Source organism: Beijerinckia sp. 28-YEA-48 (genome assembly GCF_900104955.1).
Taxonomy (GTDB): domain Bacteria; phylum Pseudomonadota; class Alphaproteobacteria; order Rhizobiales; family Beijerinckiaceae; genus Terripilifer.
Genome location: NZ_FNSI01000001.1, coordinates 5,434,606 through 5,449,334, shown reverse-complemented (window position 1 = coordinate 5,449,334; position 14,729 = coordinate 5,434,606). Strand labels below are relative to the sequence as shown.

18 protein-coding genes are annotated in these 14,729 nt (G+C 60.2%); 8 read left to right on the top strand and 10 right to left on the bottom strand.

Annotated elements, in window-relative coordinates:
• The first annotated feature begins 112 nt into the window (after positions 1-112).
• The gene (locus BLW50_RS25610; protein ID WP_090707663.1) at positions 113-1,024 is read left to right on the top strand and encodes a cation diffusion facilitator family transporter; all 912 of its coding nucleotides are present in this window, start codon (positions 113-115) and stop codon (positions 1,022-1,024) included.
• A gap of 86 nt (positions 1,025-1,110) precedes the next feature.
• Positions 1,111-1,365 carry a hypothetical protein gene (locus tag BLW50_RS31150; RefSeq protein WP_244544390.1) on the top strand — a complete coding sequence of 85 codons (255 nt, stop codon included), beginning with the start codon at positions 1,111-1,113 and terminating at the stop codon, positions 1,363-1,365.
• Positions 1,366-1,472: 107 nt separating this feature from the next.
• Here the strand turns inward: BLW50_RS31150 and BLW50_RS25600 are convergent, their stop codons facing one another.
• Positions 1,473-1,832: a hypothetical protein gene (locus tag BLW50_RS25600; RefSeq protein WP_139267740.1), complete on the bottom strand. Its 360-nt coding sequence runs from the start codon at positions 1,830-1,832 to the stop codon at positions 1,473-1,475.
• On the opposite strand from BLW50_RS25600, the gene BLW50_RS30500 reads away from it, so the two are divergent.
• Positions 1,831-2,421 (top strand): hypothetical protein, encoded by a 591-nt coding sequence (locus BLW50_RS30500; protein ID WP_139267739.1) that lies wholly within the window; start codon positions 1,831-1,833, stop codon positions 2,419-2,421. The two genes, BLW50_RS25600 and BLW50_RS30500, sit on opposite strands and share 2 nt — an antisense overlap.
• A gap of 154 nt (positions 2,422-2,575) precedes the next feature.
• On the opposite strand, the gene BLW50_RS25590 is transcribed toward BLW50_RS30500, so the two are convergent.
• The 9 genes from BLW50_RS25590 to BLW50_RS25550 all read right to left on the bottom strand — a co-directional run bounded on the left by BLW50_RS25590 (position 2,576) and on the right by BLW50_RS25550 (position 11,794).
• Positions 2,576-2,836, bottom strand: a complete 261-nt coding sequence (locus BLW50_RS25590) for a hypothetical protein (RefSeq protein WP_139267738.1) — start codon at positions 2,834-2,836, stop codon at positions 2,576-2,578.
• A 228-nt stretch (positions 2,837-3,064) separates the two neighbouring features.
• The gene (locus BLW50_RS25585) at positions 3,065-3,325 is read right to left on the bottom strand and encodes a hypothetical protein (RefSeq protein ID WP_139267737.1); all 261 of its coding nucleotides are present in this window, start codon (positions 3,323-3,325) and stop codon (positions 3,065-3,067) included.
• A 91-nt stretch (positions 3,326-3,416) separates the two neighbouring features.
• Positions 3,417-4,844 (bottom strand): ATP-binding protein, encoded by a 1,428-nt coding sequence (locus tag BLW50_RS25580; RefSeq protein ID WP_090707657.1) that lies wholly within the window; start codon positions 4,842-4,844, stop codon positions 3,417-3,419.
• Positions 4,841-5,587 carry a response regulator gene (locus BLW50_RS25575; protein WP_210186131.1) on the bottom strand — a complete coding sequence of 249 codons (747 nt, stop codon included), beginning with the start codon at positions 5,585-5,587 and terminating at the stop codon, positions 4,841-4,843. Before BLW50_RS25575 ends, BLW50_RS25580 begins: the two co-directional genes overlap by 4 nt.
• Before the next feature lie 264 nt (positions 5,588-5,851).
• Positions 5,852-6,823 carry a helix-turn-helix domain-containing protein gene (locus BLW50_RS25570; RefSeq protein WP_090707656.1) on the bottom strand — a complete coding sequence of 324 codons (972 nt, stop codon included), beginning with the start codon at positions 6,821-6,823 and terminating at the stop codon, positions 5,852-5,854.
• Between the two features lie 75 nt (positions 6,824-6,898).
• Positions 6,899-8,143 (bottom strand): acyl-CoA dehydrogenase family protein, encoded by a 1,245-nt coding sequence (locus BLW50_RS25565; protein ID WP_090707655.1) that lies wholly within the window; start codon positions 8,141-8,143, stop codon positions 6,899-6,901.
• Positions 8,144-8,262: 119 nt separating this feature from the next.
• Positions 8,263-8,727, bottom strand: coding sequence for a GlcG/HbpS family heme-binding protein (locus tag BLW50_RS25560; RefSeq protein ID WP_244544389.1), 465 nt, complete (start codon positions 8,725-8,727; stop codon positions 8,263-8,265).
• 35 nt (positions 8,728-8,762) lie between these two features.
• On the bottom strand, positions 8,763-10,250 hold the full coding sequence (locus BLW50_RS25555) for an aldehyde dehydrogenase family protein (protein WP_090707653.1): 1,488 nt from the start codon (positions 10,248-10,250) through the stop codon (positions 8,763-8,765).
• A gap of 2 nt (positions 10,251-10,252) precedes the next feature.
• Positions 10,253-11,794: a hypothetical protein gene (locus BLW50_RS25550; RefSeq protein WP_090707652.1), complete on the bottom strand. Its 1,542-nt coding sequence runs from the start codon at positions 11,792-11,794 to the stop codon at positions 10,253-10,255.
• A 267-nt stretch (positions 11,795-12,061) separates the two neighbouring features.
• On the opposite strand from BLW50_RS25550, the gene BLW50_RS25545 reads away from it, so the two are divergent.
• The 5 genes from BLW50_RS25545 to BLW50_RS25525 are packed head-to-tail and all read left to right on the top strand — an operon-like array spanning position 12,062 to position 14,682.
• Positions 12,062-12,805, top strand: coding sequence for a TenA family transcriptional regulator (locus BLW50_RS25545; RefSeq protein WP_090709706.1), 744 nt, complete (start codon positions 12,062-12,064; stop codon positions 12,803-12,805).
• A gap of 2 nt (positions 12,806-12,807) precedes the next feature.
• Positions 12,808-13,188 carry a 2Fe-2S iron-sulfur cluster-binding protein gene (locus tag BLW50_RS25540; RefSeq protein ID WP_090707651.1) on the top strand — a complete coding sequence of 127 codons (381 nt, stop codon included), beginning with the start codon at positions 12,808-12,810 and terminating at the stop codon, positions 13,186-13,188.
• 30 nt (positions 13,189-13,218) lie between these two features.
• Positions 13,219-13,527, top strand: coding sequence for a ferredoxin (locus tag BLW50_RS25535; RefSeq protein WP_090707650.1), 309 nt, complete (start codon positions 13,219-13,221; stop codon positions 13,525-13,527).
• Positions 13,528-13,551: 24 nt separating this feature from the next.
• Positions 13,552-13,881, top strand: coding sequence for a 2Fe-2S iron-sulfur cluster-binding protein (locus tag BLW50_RS25530; protein WP_090707649.1), 330 nt, complete (start codon positions 13,552-13,554; stop codon positions 13,879-13,881).
• A 3-nt stretch (positions 13,882-13,884) separates the two neighbouring features.
• The gene (locus BLW50_RS25525) at positions 13,885-14,682 is read left to right on the top strand and encodes an aspartate dehydrogenase (RefSeq protein WP_090707648.1); all 798 of its coding nucleotides are present in this window, start codon (positions 13,885-13,887) and stop codon (positions 14,680-14,682) included.
• Positions 14,683-14,729: the final 47 nt, after the last annotated feature.

The following is a 14,729-nucleotide window of genomic DNA, read 5'->3' as shown; positions in this document are numbered from 1 at the left end:
TAAAGAAAACATAAAGCGTGTTCCCGCCATCGACCGTGCAGGGCCGCGCTGTAATTGTGTTCGTCCGCAAGCCGCATATTCTGGCGTGCCAACACGGAATTCGGAGATCCATATGGCGGGCGGCCACTCTCACGGCGCGATTCCCCTCACCGCAGCCGGGCAGCACAAGAACCAACTGCGCTGGGCGCTGGCGCTCACCACAAGCTTCATGGTGGTGGAAGTGATCGGCGGCCTATGGACGGGCAGCCTCGCCCTGCTCGCCGATGCCGCCCATATGCTGACGGACGCCGGCGGCCTGGCCCTGGCGCTGATCGCCATCCGCTTCGCCGAACGCCCGGCCACGCCACAGCGCACCTATGGCTATGTGCGCGCCGAAGTGCTGTCCGCCATGGCCAACGCGGTCGTGCTGCTCGTGCTGTCGATCTATATTCTGTACGAGGCCTATCAGCGCTTTCTCAACCCACCTGATATTCTCGGCGGCCCCATGCTGGTGGTGGCCGTGGCTGGTCTTGCGGTCAATCTGATCAGCATGCGCCTTTTGGCCGGTGCCTCGTCTGAAAGCCTCAACGTCAAGGGGGCCTATTTCGAAGTGCTGAGCGACATGCTCGGCTCGCTCGGCGTCATCATCGCCGCTCTATTCGTGATGTTGACCGGATGGAAGCTGGCTGATCCGATCATTGGCGCTGGCATCGGCCTGTTCATCGTGCCACGCACCTGGATTTTGCTGAAACAGGCCGTTCACATCCTGTTGGAAGGCACGCCGCCGGAAGTCGACATGGCACTGTTGGAAAAGACCCTCTTGGACATCAAGGGCGTAACGGTCGTCCACGACTTACATGTCTGGACATTGACGTCGGGCCTTGATGCCATGACCTGCCATCTGGTGGTCGAAGACATGAACCAGGCCCGCCCGATCCTTATCGCCGCCAACGAGGCGATGGACGAAAAATTCGGCCTCACCCATACGACGATCCAGATCGAGGATCAGTCGCTGCGCGAGGCCGAACATCCCAACCGCTTCTAGATGCGCCGCCTAAACCTCAGGTGACGTCAACCTCAAGTGACGTCCTGGCCACAAAACGCACAGACCTTCGCGCCGACCGCGAGAACATGGCCGCATTCGACGCAGACGATATCGGCCTGACCAAGCGCATACCCGCAGGCATTGCAGAAGCGGGCATCCGGCTTGTTATCAGCCCAGCATCGCGGACAAACCAACATGCGCGTCGGTTGCCGCGTCTCGACCGACCAAGCCTCGGAAGACCGAGACGGAGATGTCTGGCCATTGATGGAACCGCCATGGCGGCGATCGTGACCGTTTCCATACCGTCCGAAACACCCGGTAAAGCGGTCAAAGAAATGTGAACCCATGATCAATCCCCCTCCGGTTTTCCAGAAACGGCTCCCCCTTCCCTGCGGGCCATCGGGCGCTCCCCGAAGCGAAGCGCCCGACGCCTTTTCGGCGATAAGGATCAACCGCCGATCAGACGGTCACGTTCCGCGCCCAGACGCAGCAACTCGCGATCACGCGGGCTCAAAATCGGCTCAGAACCGCGAGGACCGGTATTGGCAACAAAGCCATCGCTTCTCTGCCGCTTGATATCGTCGATCCGCTGCAATTCACGGTCGCGCGGCGAGATGGTCGTAAAGCCGTTCGTCGCGGGCTGGCGAACCTCAACATCGGTATAGAGTGCTTCGTAGGGGTGGTTCGTCGAATCCAACGTGTGATCGCTGGACCTATGGCCGTTGACCGTCTGCGCCATCGCGGCACCCGAAAGCGTGACAAAGGCAACGCCAAACAGCGCGGCAAAAAGCGGCTTCGAACTATTCATGATCCTCATCCTCTCTGCATGGAAGCATGTTGCTTCCTTAAGAATGAAGATGGAGAGCCTGCGTATCCGCTGTTTTGCTGCTCAATTACAAATTGTATCGCCTGGTTCCGACCCTATCCGGCAAAAATTGGGGCGCTCCGCGTGCGGAGCGCCCGATCTTCCAAATCCAAACTCGATCAATCACGCAGTGAACCGCGCGAATAACCATGCAAGATTAGTTTTGATTGTAACGACCGATGAACTGCCGATCGCGACCCTGGTTCGCGTAGGTTTGCGGGCTCAAGAGATTACGATGGGCCGCAAGACCAGCATCGCTGCTGAGTTCCTTCATATCATCGGCGCGCTGTTGGGCGCGGTCATAAGACGAAAGACCCGAGTAAGTATCGGTGCGGTAGGACTGCGCCATCGCCGAACCACCGGCAAGCGCCATAACGGCAACGCCGAACAGAGCGGCGGCAACAGATTTCGACTTGGTCATGACATTCATCCTTCTTTTGCGAAGCATTTCGCCCTCGCAAAGAAGAGATGGTCCCTCCACGTATCCGTTGTTTTGCTCGACGATTACAAATTATATCGATCGCTCTTCTAAAGATAAAAGGGCGATCGGCAAACAAGATACCCTTGCAAGATCCCCTTTGCAGGATCCTCCTGCAGGATCCCCTGAATGTCATTTGCCAAAAAAATTGGGGCGCCCCAAAACGGAGCGCCCAAGTTCAAACATCAGACTTAAATTGGTCGCGAGATTAGTCGCGGTTGTATTGGCCGATGTACTGGCTGTCACGGCCCTGGTTGCCGAACGAGCGCGGGCTCAGAAGATCGCGATGGGCGGCAAGGCCCGAATCACTGTTGAGTTCCTTCACGTCGTTGGCGCGCTGCTGGGCGCGGTCATAGGACGAAGAAGCGTAGGTATCCGTGCGATAGGACTGCGCCATCGCCGAACCACCAGCAAGAGCCGCAACGACAACACCGAACAGGGCGGCAGTAAGAGTCTTCGAATTAGTCATGATCTTGATCCTTATCTTCTGTGAAGCATTTCGCCTTCACAAAAAGAACATAGGCCGGCAACGTATCCGCCGTTTTGCCCTTCGATTACAAATTGTGTCACGCAGCACCCTGAAGAAAAAAGGCGCCCGTTGAACCAGGCGCCTTCTTGAATCTTGTAGGTCAAAATGATTGGGGCGCCCCATGACGGGACGCCCATGTTCAAAACATCAATTCAAATCAATCAGCGATTAGTCGCGATTGTATTGGCCAATGTACCGGCTGTCCTGGCCCTGGGTCGCAAACGAACGCGGGTTCAGGATCTCGCGATGAGCGGCGAGGCCCGAATCGCTGTTGAGTTCCTTCACGTCATTGGCGCGCTGTTGGGCCTGATCATAAGACGACGAGGCATAAGCATCGGTGCGATAGGACTGCGCCATCGCCGAACCACCAGCAAGAGCGACAACGGCAACACCGAACAGAGCGGCTGCGACGGATTTCGATTTAGTCATGACATTCATCCTTTTCCAGCGAAGCATCTTCGCTTTCACAAGGAGGAAATGGGATCGCTGTGTATCAACGACATTGCCGCTCTGTTACAAATTATTTCACCGGCAGCGCGACATGGGGCATTGAGCACAGCGGCAACGCCACGACGACTTCAAGACCGCCTGTCGGGCGATTGGTTAAGGTCACCGAACCGCCATGGCCTTCGATCACTTTGCGCGCGATGGTGAGGCCAAGACCTGTCCCGCCCGTCGTCCGACTTCTTGAACTTTCAACGCGATAGAACGGTTCGAAGACCCGTTCTAAATCCTGCTCAGGAATGCCGGGACCTTCATCGCGCACGGTTACCTGCATGTAACCAGTTCTTGTGGTGAGATCGACTCTCACCTTGTCGGCGTACTTGCAGGCATTGCCGATCACATTTGTGAGAGCACGCTTGATGATATTGGGGCTACCACTCATCAGGATGTTCGGCGGCGCATTCAGCGCCACGTCATGGCCGATATCCGCCTGCTCGTCACAAATCGTGTGTAACATCGCCCCGATATCGATCGCCCGGCGCGGCATATTGCCCGCGCCGACGCGCAGATATTCGAGAGTCGACTGGATCATCTCGTTCATTTCGGCAAGATCGGCCTCGGTCGCCCCGCGCAACGTATCGTCTTCCGTCAGCTCGTTGCGCAGCTGAATGCGGGTGATGGGCGTGCGCAGATCGTGCGATAGCGCCGCCAGCGCCGCGGTTCGTTCCCGCACCAGCAATTGAATGCGTTCCAGCATGGCGTTCATCGCCCGCGCCGCCGTGCGCAGTTCGACCGGCCCGAATTCAGGCACTTTCTGCGCTTCGGTATCGAGATTGAACTTGCCCGCGGCATCGGCGAACAGCCGCAACGGCCGCGTCACCCAGCGCAGCGACAGAACCGCGATGAGAATGATCGCCACGCACATATAGAGGGGCACCAGCAGGGCGCTCCATGAAATATAGGGTGCGGTCCCCGGCACATAGGAGAGAAACCAGAGCCAGGAATTGTCATCGAGCCGAACCGAGACCTGCAGATTGTAGGACGTATCCCCCAGGTCGCTCCCCGGACTGCGCCCTGGCCCGTTCAACTGACCCGTTCCATCCGAACCATGATCATCATGGGGCACATAGCCGACAGCCAGCGATGAACTGTTGCGCACCAAAAGCTTCTTCAACCGCTCCGCCAACGACCGACCCATCGCATCCGGCTCGGGATTCTCGATCGCCGGTGCGGTATGCCCCCAATGCACTTCGAGCGTCAGGGTCGACAGAGCATGAGCCGCCCGATCGCGTTCGGCGGCCGACGGCAGCTCGTTAACGGCTTTCGCGATGGATGAAATACGCTCCGCCAGTTCCCGCTCGCGGGCAGCACTGATAATCGCGTCGATGCCCATGCGGTAAGTCACATAACCAACCGCGTTGACCACGAGCAGCGCGAGCAACAGCACGGCGACCGCGCGTGCAACGACCGTATCCGGCAAAAAGAAGCAAGCGAGGCGTTTCATGGACCGTGGGAACCTGGCGCGAACATATAGCCGACGCCGCGCACCGTCTTGATCAATGGCCGGTCGGCCGATTCCTGTGCCAGTTTCTTGCGCAACCGGCTGACCTGCACGTCGATCACCCGATCCGTCGTATCCGCCGAACGCGCTTTGGCGAATTCCAGCAGCGCGTCGCGGGTGAGAATGCGGTTCGGATGTTCAATGAAAGCATTGAGGAGATCGAATTCGCCGGTGGACAGATCGACCAGCGTGCCGGACGGCGACACCAATTCGCGCCGGCGCAGATCGAGGTTCCAGCCATCGAAGCGGACAACGTCATCGCGCTCGATCGCGCCTGGCTTGTCGTCACCGCGAATCCGCCGCAGCACGGCCCGGATCCGCGCCAGCAGTTCACGCGGGCTGAACGGCTTGGTGACGTAGTCATCGGCGCCGACTTCAAGCCCAACGATGCGGTCATCCTCATCGCCACGGGCCGTGAGCATGATCACGGGCAATGACAGCGTCGCCCGGATCTCCCGACAGAGATCGAGACCGCTGCGCCCGGGCAACATCACGTCGAGGATCAGCAGATCGACCGGCGTCGTCTGCAAAAGCTCCATCGCCGCCTTCGCATCTCCCGCCGCCGACACCTGAAAGCCGTGGCGACGGAGATATTGGGTGACGAGCAGACGTATCTGGGGGTCGTCATCGACCACGCCGATATGGCCATGGTCGTTCACGAAGTTTTGGGAGGCTTCAATCTGCATAAGTTCAATCCGAGACGCGCCAACACCTCCTATCCTGTCCGGCCGCAGAGCGGCCCGGGGAGGATCAGGAGGTAGCGAGACAACCAGCACCCAGCGACAGAACCTGTCACCTAGTTCGACATATGGGGATGATGATGCATCCCGGCGATTGCCGCTGTGTAACAAATTATTTCAGGCATGGGCTTGGCAGAAAGCGCCCCTGTTTGATTTGCAGTGACCCTGATAACTGATCCGCGCCGGGTAGATGAGAGCAGGCCTTTGATCTTATGCGGACTTCCCGATTATCTCGGCGCCCGCCACGCCGGCTCTGGTCCCTTGTTTCAGGCGATAGGCCGACGGCGTCATGCCGATCGCCGTCTTGAAGGCGCGCAAAAAATATTTTTCGTCATTGTAGCCGACCCGGTAAGCGACCTGGCTGATGGACTCGCTCGTCAGCGCCAACCGCTCGCAGGCATCCTCCATGCGCATGTCGCGGATCAGCAGATTGAACGTGCTGCCGGTATATTGCCGGATCAGGGCGCAGAGCCTGCTGCGGGACAGGCCAACGGTTTTAGCCGCCTCATCAAGCCCCGGCCCGCGCACATAATTGTCTTCGATGAAGGCGGAGATGCGCCGCATATGGCCGCTGTCGCGACCAACAGCCGGCAGACGTGTCGTCAGCCGAGAAAACTCCGCCTCGTGATCCTTGCAGATGGACGCCAGCAACAAAGACAGTTCCGCCCGCATCATTTCCTGCGCGAACATGCCGCCTGAGTCGTTCTCGCGGTTCATCGAGGTGATCAGGCTTTCGATCCGATCGGCCTGTTTCCGCCGGGCGTTGAAATCGACATAGTTCTGCCAGGCGAATGGCATCAGTTCGGGCAGCAGGCGCACCAGTTCCGAAATCGGATAGGAGCGCGACAGGCCTGGATGCAGAAAATCCAGATCGAAATAGACAACGATGCAGCGGGTGCGCTGATCGAAACGGATCTGATGCGACACCATCGGCGCGACAAAATAAATCGATCCGGCTTTCGGCTTATGAGAGGTCAGGCCAATGCGCAGGACAGGCGCCGCCGACATGAAATAGAGAATCTGGAAGTAATCGTGCTTATGGGCCGGATAGAGCCGCTCGGTGCGCTCGACGATGCGGATGCTGAAGCGCGGCGCCCCATTGCGCTCGGGCGCATAGGAGCGGAACGGCGCTTCCGCCCTTCCCTGCCGTTCGACTGACCGCAGCGCCTGCCTTCCCGCCATCTGGCCTCCCTTGCCAAGCCTCCTTGCCTGGCTCTTGAGCCCTTATCGCACCTTCCGGGGCGGCAGGCCAAACCCTCAGCTTTCAGGGCCTGCATATTTCCCGGCCGTCGCCGGAAACATCGCCTTGATGATCTTCATGCGGCTGACGTCGACGGTGCCGTCCATATGCAGGAAGATCGCCGCATCGCGGAACAGTTTCTCGACGCCGAATTCCAGCATGGCGCCATTGCCACCATGCAGTTCGATGGCATGCGTCGCCACTTTCATCATTTCCTCGGACGTATAGACCTTGGCCATGTTGCACAGCACGTCCGCATCGGGATGGTTCTCATCGACCGCCTTGGACGCACGCTCGATCAAGGCACGTGCCGCCTCGATGCGGGTGGCCATATCGGCCAGCCGCAGCGCCACCGCTTGGTGCTTGATCAGGATACGGCCACCCTGGACATAGTTCTGCACATAGTCCGCCGTGCGCTCGAAACAGGCGACACCGACGCCGATGTTCTTAGCCGCCTGGATGATCTTACCGGCGCGGAAATATTGCCCGGCGCTCTGTAGCCCCTTGCTTTCGACCAGCAGATGATCGGCCGGCACACGGCAATCCTCGAACACCAGCTCGCCATTGTTCATGAAACGGCAGCCGATCGTTTCATTGCACTTGGTGACGGTCAGGCCCGGCGTGTCGCGCGGTACCAGGAAGCTCGATGTGCCCTGCAGCATGCCAACGGCGGAATTGGTATTGGCATAGACCACATAGAGGCTGGCATCATACCCATTGGAGATGAATTGCTTGCGCCCGTTGATCACCCAATGGTCGCCATCGCGCACGGCCTTGGTGTGCATGGCGGCTTCCGGCACGTTGTAGGGCAGCCAGCGATCTGAGGCGCCGCGCGGCTCGGTGAGGCAATGGGCGAGCAGGAATTGCGGATCGCCCACCAGTTTCGGGAACCATTTCTCCTGCAAGTGCTTGGGCGCGAATTCTCTGAGAACGATGGAGACTTTCCAATTCTGCACCAGCTTGTCGGCCAGGCCGGAATCGCCGCGCGCGATCTCTTCGGCGATCAAAGCGAACGTGCGCACCTCGCTTTGGGAATCGAGCTCCACGCCACCGAAGATTTCCGGCACCCCAAGCGTCCGGATGCCGATGGCATCGGCGCCTTCAAGAATGGACGGCGGCAGCCGCCCAGCGGGCGACATGTCCCATTCTTTCTGCCAGTGGGTGCGGATGAAAGGCGTGACCACGTCATCGACAAAGGCGCGGCAGCTGTCGCGCATCAGGCGCTGTTCTTCGGACAGCGAACCGTCATCGGCATAGATCATTCTGGCCTCCCATGAGTGGCGGCCAGAATAGCGCGCCAACTGGCGCGCGCGCGGATCAGCCGTCCGCTTCTGGTGGACAATCGTCCAGCAGAAGCGACGGCCAATCTCGGATCTATGGCTTAAAGCTTGATATCGGCCTGCACGGTAACTTTGTGAGCCGCGCCCAGGAAATCCTGCAGGGCCTGCATGGCGGCGACGCCGCAGGCCGTGTCCTGCTCGCCATTGCCACCGCTCAACCCGATGCCGCCGATCACCTCGCCATCGACCACGATCGGGAAGCCGCCGACGAAGACCGCGAACTTGCCTTCGAAACTCAGCTGAATGCCAAAAGCTTCATTGCCTGGCAGCGCCGGACCATTGGGCGCTTGATTGAACAGATGGGTGGATCGCTTGTGGCCAGCCGCCGTGAACGCCTTGTTCCAGGCGATCTGCGGACCGGTGACGCGCGCCCGGCTCATGCGCTCGATGACAAGCGGAAAGCCACCATCATCGGCGATACACACGGTCTCGAACACCTTCAGCTCCTCCGCCTTGCGCAAGGCGGCCTCGGCCATGCGCTTGGCTTCCGGAAGTTCGAGCTTCATGGTCTGTCTCATATCAATATGTCCTCAACTGTCCGTCAGACGCCACGGTAGACGGTTTTGATCTGGGTGTAGAATTCGAGCCCGACACGGCCGGACTCACGGAAAGTCGACGTGCTCGAACGTTTGAGCCCGCCGAAAGGCGCGTTGATCAGATTGCCCGTGGTGGTGCGATTGATCTTGACGGTGCCAGCTTCGATGTCACGCGCGAACGCATGCATCAAACGCGGATTGCGCGTGGCGATCGCAGCCGACAGGCCATATTCGGTGTCATTCGCTTTGGCGATGGCATCCTCATAGGACGTCACCTCGATCAGCGCGATCACCGGCCCAAAGATTTCCTCGCGCGCGATACGCATGTCTTGGGTCACATCGGTGAAGATCGCCGGCGAGACATAGAAGCCACGATCGAAATCAGGCCCTTTCAAACGCTCGCCACCGCACAGCAAGGTCGCTTCACCTTTGCCGATCTCGATATAGCGCAGCACCGTGTCGAGCTGGCGCGCTGTCGCCAGCGGCCCAATGTCGATGCCTGGCGTCATGCCGCTGCCGATCTTCAGCGCCTTCACCCGGGCAAGGAGTTTTTCGGTGAAAGCGGCCTTCACCGTGTTCATCACCAAAACGCGGCTGGTGCCGGTGCAGGCTTGCCCTGAGAGCGACAGGCCGCCCTTGACGGTGAGATCGACCGCTTGATCGAGATCCGCGTCGTCCATGACAATCAGCGGATTCTTGCCGCCGAGTTCCATCTGCGTGCGCGTGGTGAAACTCACGGAGCGGTGAATATGCTCTCCTGCCGACGTCGAACCGGTGAAGGAAATGGCGCGCACCACCGGCGGCACGGTGATCGCCGTGCCGACATCGCCGGCGCGGCCGCTGAGAAAATTAAGAACGCCTCTGGGAACGCCGGCGACAACGAAAGCCTCGGCCAGACGATAGCCCGACAGCGGCGCATCGGACGACGGTTTGAAAACCACCGTATTGCCGGTGATCAAAGCCGGCGCGATCTTGCGCGCCGGAATCGAGACCGGAAAATTCCACGGCGTAATCACCGACACCACGCCCACCGGCTCGCGCTCGGAATAGACCGTCATGTTGACGTCGTCTTGCGGATAGGTCTCGCCGGTGAAGGACTGGCCTTCCACAGCATAGAAACGCAAGGTCTGGGCCGAACGCAGGAACTCATCCTTCGCGAGCGCCAGGGGCTTGCCCATTTCGCGCGTCATCTCGGCGGCGAAACGCGCCGCGTTGGCTTCCAGATGATCCGCGGCCAGGTTGAGAATTTTTGCCCGCGCCGACACCGGCGTTTTGCGCCAGGCGGCAAAAGCCGCCTGGGCCGCGCGCACCGCTGCTTCCCCGTCCCCCGCACTGGAAGCTGGAAAGCGGCCGACGATATCCTCGACGTCGGCTGGATTGACGTCATCCAGCCATTCGCCGGTGGAGCCCGCCACCCAGGCGCCATCGATATAATTCTTGAACTCTTCGACGGGCGGCGCGACGGTGGCGCGAAGCGATGCAGACTGACTCATCTCTAACTCCAGAAGATGACGGCACATAAGGTGGAAACGAAAAGACCGACGAGGACGGGCATCAACAGCATGCGCACCGCATCGAGCACCGGCACACGGGCAAAGCCCGCCACCGCAATCAGCGAAGACCAGGCGACCAGCGTGCCGCCACCGGTCCACACCGCGCCCATCTGCCCAATCGCACAGAGGGTGGCGACATTCAGACCGACCGCCGGCCCGAGCGCGCCCGACAGCGAACCGGTGAGCGGCAGACCGGCGAAGCCGGAGCCATCGATACCGGTGACCATGCCGACGATCAGGACGCCGAAGGCGACCAGATAATGGTTCTGTGGCAGAAACGCCTGCGCCGCATTGATCAGTTCAAACAGCAGCGACGGCGCCTGCCCGACCGGCACGTTGAGAACACCAGCGGCCAGTTCACCGCCAGCACCGGCGAAGAAGAAGCCAGCGATGGGGAGCACGGAGCCCATGGCTTTGAAGGCGAAGACGAAGCCCTCGGTGATATGTTCGGCGCAGACGTCGAGGCTTTTACGAAAACCTTCCGCCGCCAAAGTCGCCAGGATCATCAGCACGGCGCCCATGCCACCGACCAGGGCCGCCGCATCGCCGCCCTTCAGTTCAGGCAGGCCGGTGCCGAGCTTCGGCAGCACCATGATGGCGATGACCACGGCAAAGCCGATCGGCGTCAAAATCGCGAAGAGCTTCGACCAGAACTCGCGGCCTGCACCGACCAGCGGCAAATGCTGGCGCAGCAGCTTGTCGATCCGCGACGGCTGCGCGTAGCTGGTGCCCCGCGCCAGTTCCGCCTTGTCGAAACTGCCGGTGGCTTCGATCTTGGGATCCATGGTGGACGATTGCCCCAGCCACTTTTCCAACAGGAGCTCACTGCCCGGCAGGATCTGTTTGCGGATGGAGAGATAACCCAGCACCAGCGCAATGCCGCCGGTGATCAACGAGAGAGCCAGGGCACGATCGGCCACCGCCGACGCGCTGACGGCGATGCCGGCCGCCTTGGCGCTGATGGCGGGTGCGACGCCGATCACATAGTCGGACGACAGCGCCATGCCCTGGCCGGCGATGGCGATGGCCATGGCGCCGGCAAGCGGCGACAGGCCTGCCGCGATAGCCGCCGGCAAGAGCACGGCGGAGACCAGCGGCACTGCCGGCGTCGGCCAGAAGAACAGCGAGATCACATAAGTGACCGCCGCGAGAATGAAATAAGCGGAATGGCCGTTGGTCATGATGACCCGGAACGGCTGCACCATGCGCACATCAGAGCGCAGAGTCTTGAGCGCATTCAGGAGTGCGGTGATCAGGGCGATCACCAGGAAGATGTTGAACAGCTCCTTGGCTGCCACGAAGCTCGCATTGAAGATGCTGCTCAGCGCGGTGACCGGACTGCCGGTCCAGGCCCATGTCACCGCCAATGTGGCGAGGATGGACGGCACGACGACATTGGCGCGCATGATCATTGTCAGCACGACCGCCAAAACGCCAACGACATAAACCCAATGCGCCGCAGTGAGCGTTACGCTCTGTCCCATGATGTTCCCCTTCCGAATTGGCCGAGAAAGATTGGCCTAGCCCCGATTTTGTATACTTTATACAATCCGAAATTTGTCAACTCCCCAAATCGAGGCGCATAAAATATCAGCAATTGCTCTGCTTAAGGCAGAAACAGAGGAAAATAACGGCATCCTTCGGATTGCCGTTGACAGCTAAAATTTGTATATAGTATACAATCTTTAGCGCACGAAAGGGGCGATCCCGCCCAGCGCGCCATGGTCAACCTGCGGCAAAGGGAGCGCGATATGCCCGAATTAATGAACCACGTTGATTTCCGAGCCGCCCTTGAAGAAGCCATCAAGGGCAAAAGCGCCAACAAGGCCCCGTTCAGCATCGCCTGGGCCAGCGGCAAGCTGAGCCGTCCGCATCTGGCGCGTTGGGCTGAAAATCACTTCCATTACGTCGGCCCGTTCGCCGACTATCTGGCCTATATCTACGCCCGCATGCCGGAGCGTTACACCGAGGCCAAGGACTTCCTGCTCGCCAATATGTATGAGGAAGAGATCGGCGGCGACCGCCACACCGACCTCCTGATCCGTTTCGCTGAATCCTGCGGCACGACACGCGAACGCGTTGTCGATCCCGACAATATGTCGCCCACCACACGCGGCTTGCAGAGCTGGTGCTATTCGGTGGCGATGCGCGAAGATCCGATCGTCGCGGTGGCTGGCCTGGTCGTCGGCCTGGAATCGCAGGTGCCCTCGATCTATCGCAAGCAGACCCCGACCCTGCGCGACAAATACAAGTTCACCGACGAGGAAGTCGAATTCTTCGACCTGCACATCGTCTCCGACGAAATCCACGGCGAACGCGGCTATCAGATCGTGCTCGAACACGCCAATACGGTCGAGTTGCAGCAGCGCTGCCTGAAGATCTGTGAGATCGGCGCCCAGATGCGTCTGCTCTACACCACCGCGCTCTATTGGGACTATGTCGCCAAGGAAATCCCGATCGAGGAACTGGAAGCGATCGAGCGTAAAGCGGCCTGATCGTGCCGACCGTCATCATACATCGCGGTGACAAGACCTTTGAAGGCGAGGTCGGTGAAAACACCAACCTCGTCGTCAAGGCCGGCATCCGGCAATTCCCCTACCCTAACCTGCGTTATGGGTGCGGCATGGGGAAATGTGCCCGCTGCGCTTGCCGCGTGCTCAAGGGCGCCGAGCATCTGCCCGAGCCCAATTGGAAAGAAAAGAAGCAATTGGGCGACGAGCGGCTGAACGATGGCTTCCGCCTAATCTGCCAGCTCTGGCTGTTCCACGACATCGAGCTCGATCAACCCACAGCGCCGCTGCTGCCACTGCCACGCGCGCCCGCTGATGCGCTCGGGCAGAACGACAAGACAGACGAGCCGCCACAGGCGACGGACTAATCACCCCACCCCAACGGAGGGGATCCATCCATGTATGTCATCCTGACCAGCAAGCCCGGACAGTTCAGAACCGAGATCGGCCAAGGGCTGCGCCCGCTGGAAGCCTATGACTATTTCTACTACGGCCAGAAGAAAGCGCATTTCGTCATCGCCGAACTGACGAACGAAAGCGCCCGTATTCGCGTCATCGAAGACGGCAGCGATGTCGTCAACGACGTGCCCTCGAAATTTCTGGAAAAATTCGAAACCACCGAGCGCGCCTATAAGGAGCTCGAACATCTCACCACATTCGGCCAGATGGACACGGTGCTGCGCAAGACCGCTGTTTCGGCCGGCTGATTCCAGTTCATTTGCAGGCACAAGATGATTCAGGTCACCTTCATCACCAACGACAACAAGACGGTCGACGCGCCCGAGAACAGCAATCTGCTGCGCGTCTCGCTGCGCGAAAAAGGTGGCATTCCGTTCAAATGCGGTGGCGGTATCTGCGGCACCTGCCGCTGCCGGATCGAAAGCGGCCTTGACCAGACCGATGCCGTCAAACCGAAGGAACGCAAACATCTGACCGAGGAAGATCTGCAGCAAGGCTATCGCATGGCCTGCCAGACTTTTCTGAACGGCAACGTCAGCGTCTCCTGGGTGCCGCTCGCCGAGCGCCGCCCTGCTGCCCGGCCGGCCGCGACGGAGCCATAAGCCATGCGCATCGCCATCGCCGGCCTCGGCGCCGTCGGCCGCACCGTCGCCCGCAAACTCGCCGACGGCCTTCCCGGCCTGACCCTTGCCGCCATCGCCACGCGCGATCACGAAAAAGCCCGGGCCTGGCTCGCCCAGGAAGGCATCGACTGCCCGCTCACGAGCCTCAACGCCCTGCCGCGGATGGCCGACATGGCAATCGAATGCGCGCCGCCGACGCTTCTTGACCAGATCGTCACGCCGATGCTGCAGGCCGGCAAGCAGGTGATGGTGCTCAGCGCCAGCGCTCTGCTGCCATGCACCGATCTGGTCGACCTCGCCCGCTCGACCGGCGGCAAGATCATTGTCCCGACCGGCGCCCTCGTCGGCTTCGACGCGGTGTCGGCTGCCGCGCAGGGCGTGATCCACAGTGTCGAGATCATCACGCGCAAGCCGCCCAAGGGGCTGGTCGGCGCACCCTATCTGGTCGAGAACGCCATCCAGATCGATGGCTTGACCGAGCCCGCTTGCGTTTTCAAAGGCACGGCGCGCCAGGCGGCCGTGGCTTTCCCATCCAACGTCAATGTGGTCGCCGCCCTGTCGCTTGCCGGCATCGGCCCCGATCGCACTCTGGTGGAGGTCTGGGCCGACCCCACCCTGACACGCAATTGCCACCAGATCCGGGTGGCGGCCGATTCGGCAAGCTTCTCCATGACCATGGAGAACGTCCCCAGTGAGAACCCGGCAACCGGTCGTATCACGGCCCTCTCGGTCATCGCCGCTCTGCGCAAGCTGACGGCGCCCTTGGTTATCGGAACCTGATGGAGAGATGTCTCAAACAGGTGAAACACTTACGTAAACGCCTTTGA

What these genes read in the sequence shown, in the direction of transcription:
- BLW50_RS25610 (WP_090707663.1), top strand. Translation starts at nt 113, where the DNA reads ATGGCGGGCGGCCACTCTCACGGCGCGATTCCCCTCACCGCAGCCGGG.
- BLW50_RS31150 (WP_244544390.1), top strand. Translation starts at nt 1,111, where the DNA reads ATGGCCGCATTCGACGCAGACGATATCGGCCTGACCAAGCGCATACCC.
- BLW50_RS30500 (WP_139267739.1), top strand. Translation starts at nt 1,831, where the DNA reads ATGATCCTCATCCTCTCTGCATGGAAGCATGTTGCTTCCTTAAGAATG.
- BLW50_RS25600 (WP_139267740.1), bottom strand. Translation starts at nt 1,832, where the DNA reads ATGAATAGTTCGAAGCCGCTTTTTGCCGCGCTGTTTGGCGTTGCCTTT.
- BLW50_RS25590 (WP_139267738.1), bottom strand. Translation starts at nt 2,836, where the DNA reads ATGACTAATTCGAAGACTCTTACTGCCGCCCTGTTCGGTGTTGTCGTT.
- BLW50_RS25585 (WP_139267737.1), bottom strand. Translation starts at nt 3,325, where the DNA reads ATGACTAAATCGAAATCCGTCGCAGCCGCTCTGTTCGGTGTTGCCGTT.
- BLW50_RS25580 (WP_090707657.1), bottom strand. Translation starts at nt 4,844, where the DNA reads ATGAAACGCCTCGCTTGCTTCTTTTTGCCGGATACGGTCGTTGCACGC.
- BLW50_RS25575 (WP_210186131.1), bottom strand. Translation starts at nt 5,587, where the DNA reads ATGCAGATTGAAGCCTCCCAAAACTTCGTGAACGACCATGGCCATATC.
- BLW50_RS25570 (WP_090707656.1), bottom strand. Translation starts at nt 6,823, where the DNA reads ATGGCGGGAAGGCAGGCGCTGCGGTCAGTCGAACGGCAGGGAAGGGCG.
- BLW50_RS25565 (WP_090707655.1), bottom strand. Translation starts at nt 8,143, where the DNA reads ATGATCTATGCCGATGACGGTTCGCTGTCCGAAGAACAGCGCCTGATG.
- BLW50_RS25560 (WP_244544389.1), bottom strand. Translation starts at nt 8,727, where the DNA reads ATGAAGCTCGAACTTCCGGAAGCCAAGCGCATGGCCGAGGCCGCCTTG.
- BLW50_RS25555 (WP_090707653.1), bottom strand. Translation starts at nt 10,250, where the DNA reads ATGAGTCAGTCTGCATCGCTTCGCGCCACCGTCGCGCCGCCCGTCGAA.
- BLW50_RS25550 (WP_090707652.1), bottom strand. Translation starts at nt 11,794, where the DNA reads ATGGGACAGAGCGTAACGCTCACTGCGGCGCATTGGGTTTATGTCGTT.
- BLW50_RS25545 (WP_090709706.1), top strand. Translation starts at nt 12,062, where the DNA reads ATGCCCGAATTAATGAACCACGTTGATTTCCGAGCCGCCCTTGAAGAA.
- BLW50_RS25535 (WP_090707650.1), top strand. Translation starts at nt 13,219, where the DNA reads ATGTATGTCATCCTGACCAGCAAGCCCGGACAGTTCAGAACCGAGATC.
- BLW50_RS25530 (WP_090707649.1), top strand. Translation starts at nt 13,552, where the DNA reads ATGATTCAGGTCACCTTCATCACCAACGACAACAAGACGGTCGACGCG.
- BLW50_RS25525 (WP_090707648.1), top strand. Translation starts at nt 13,885, where the DNA reads ATGCGCATCGCCATCGCCGGCCTCGGCGCCGTCGGCCGCACCGTCGCC.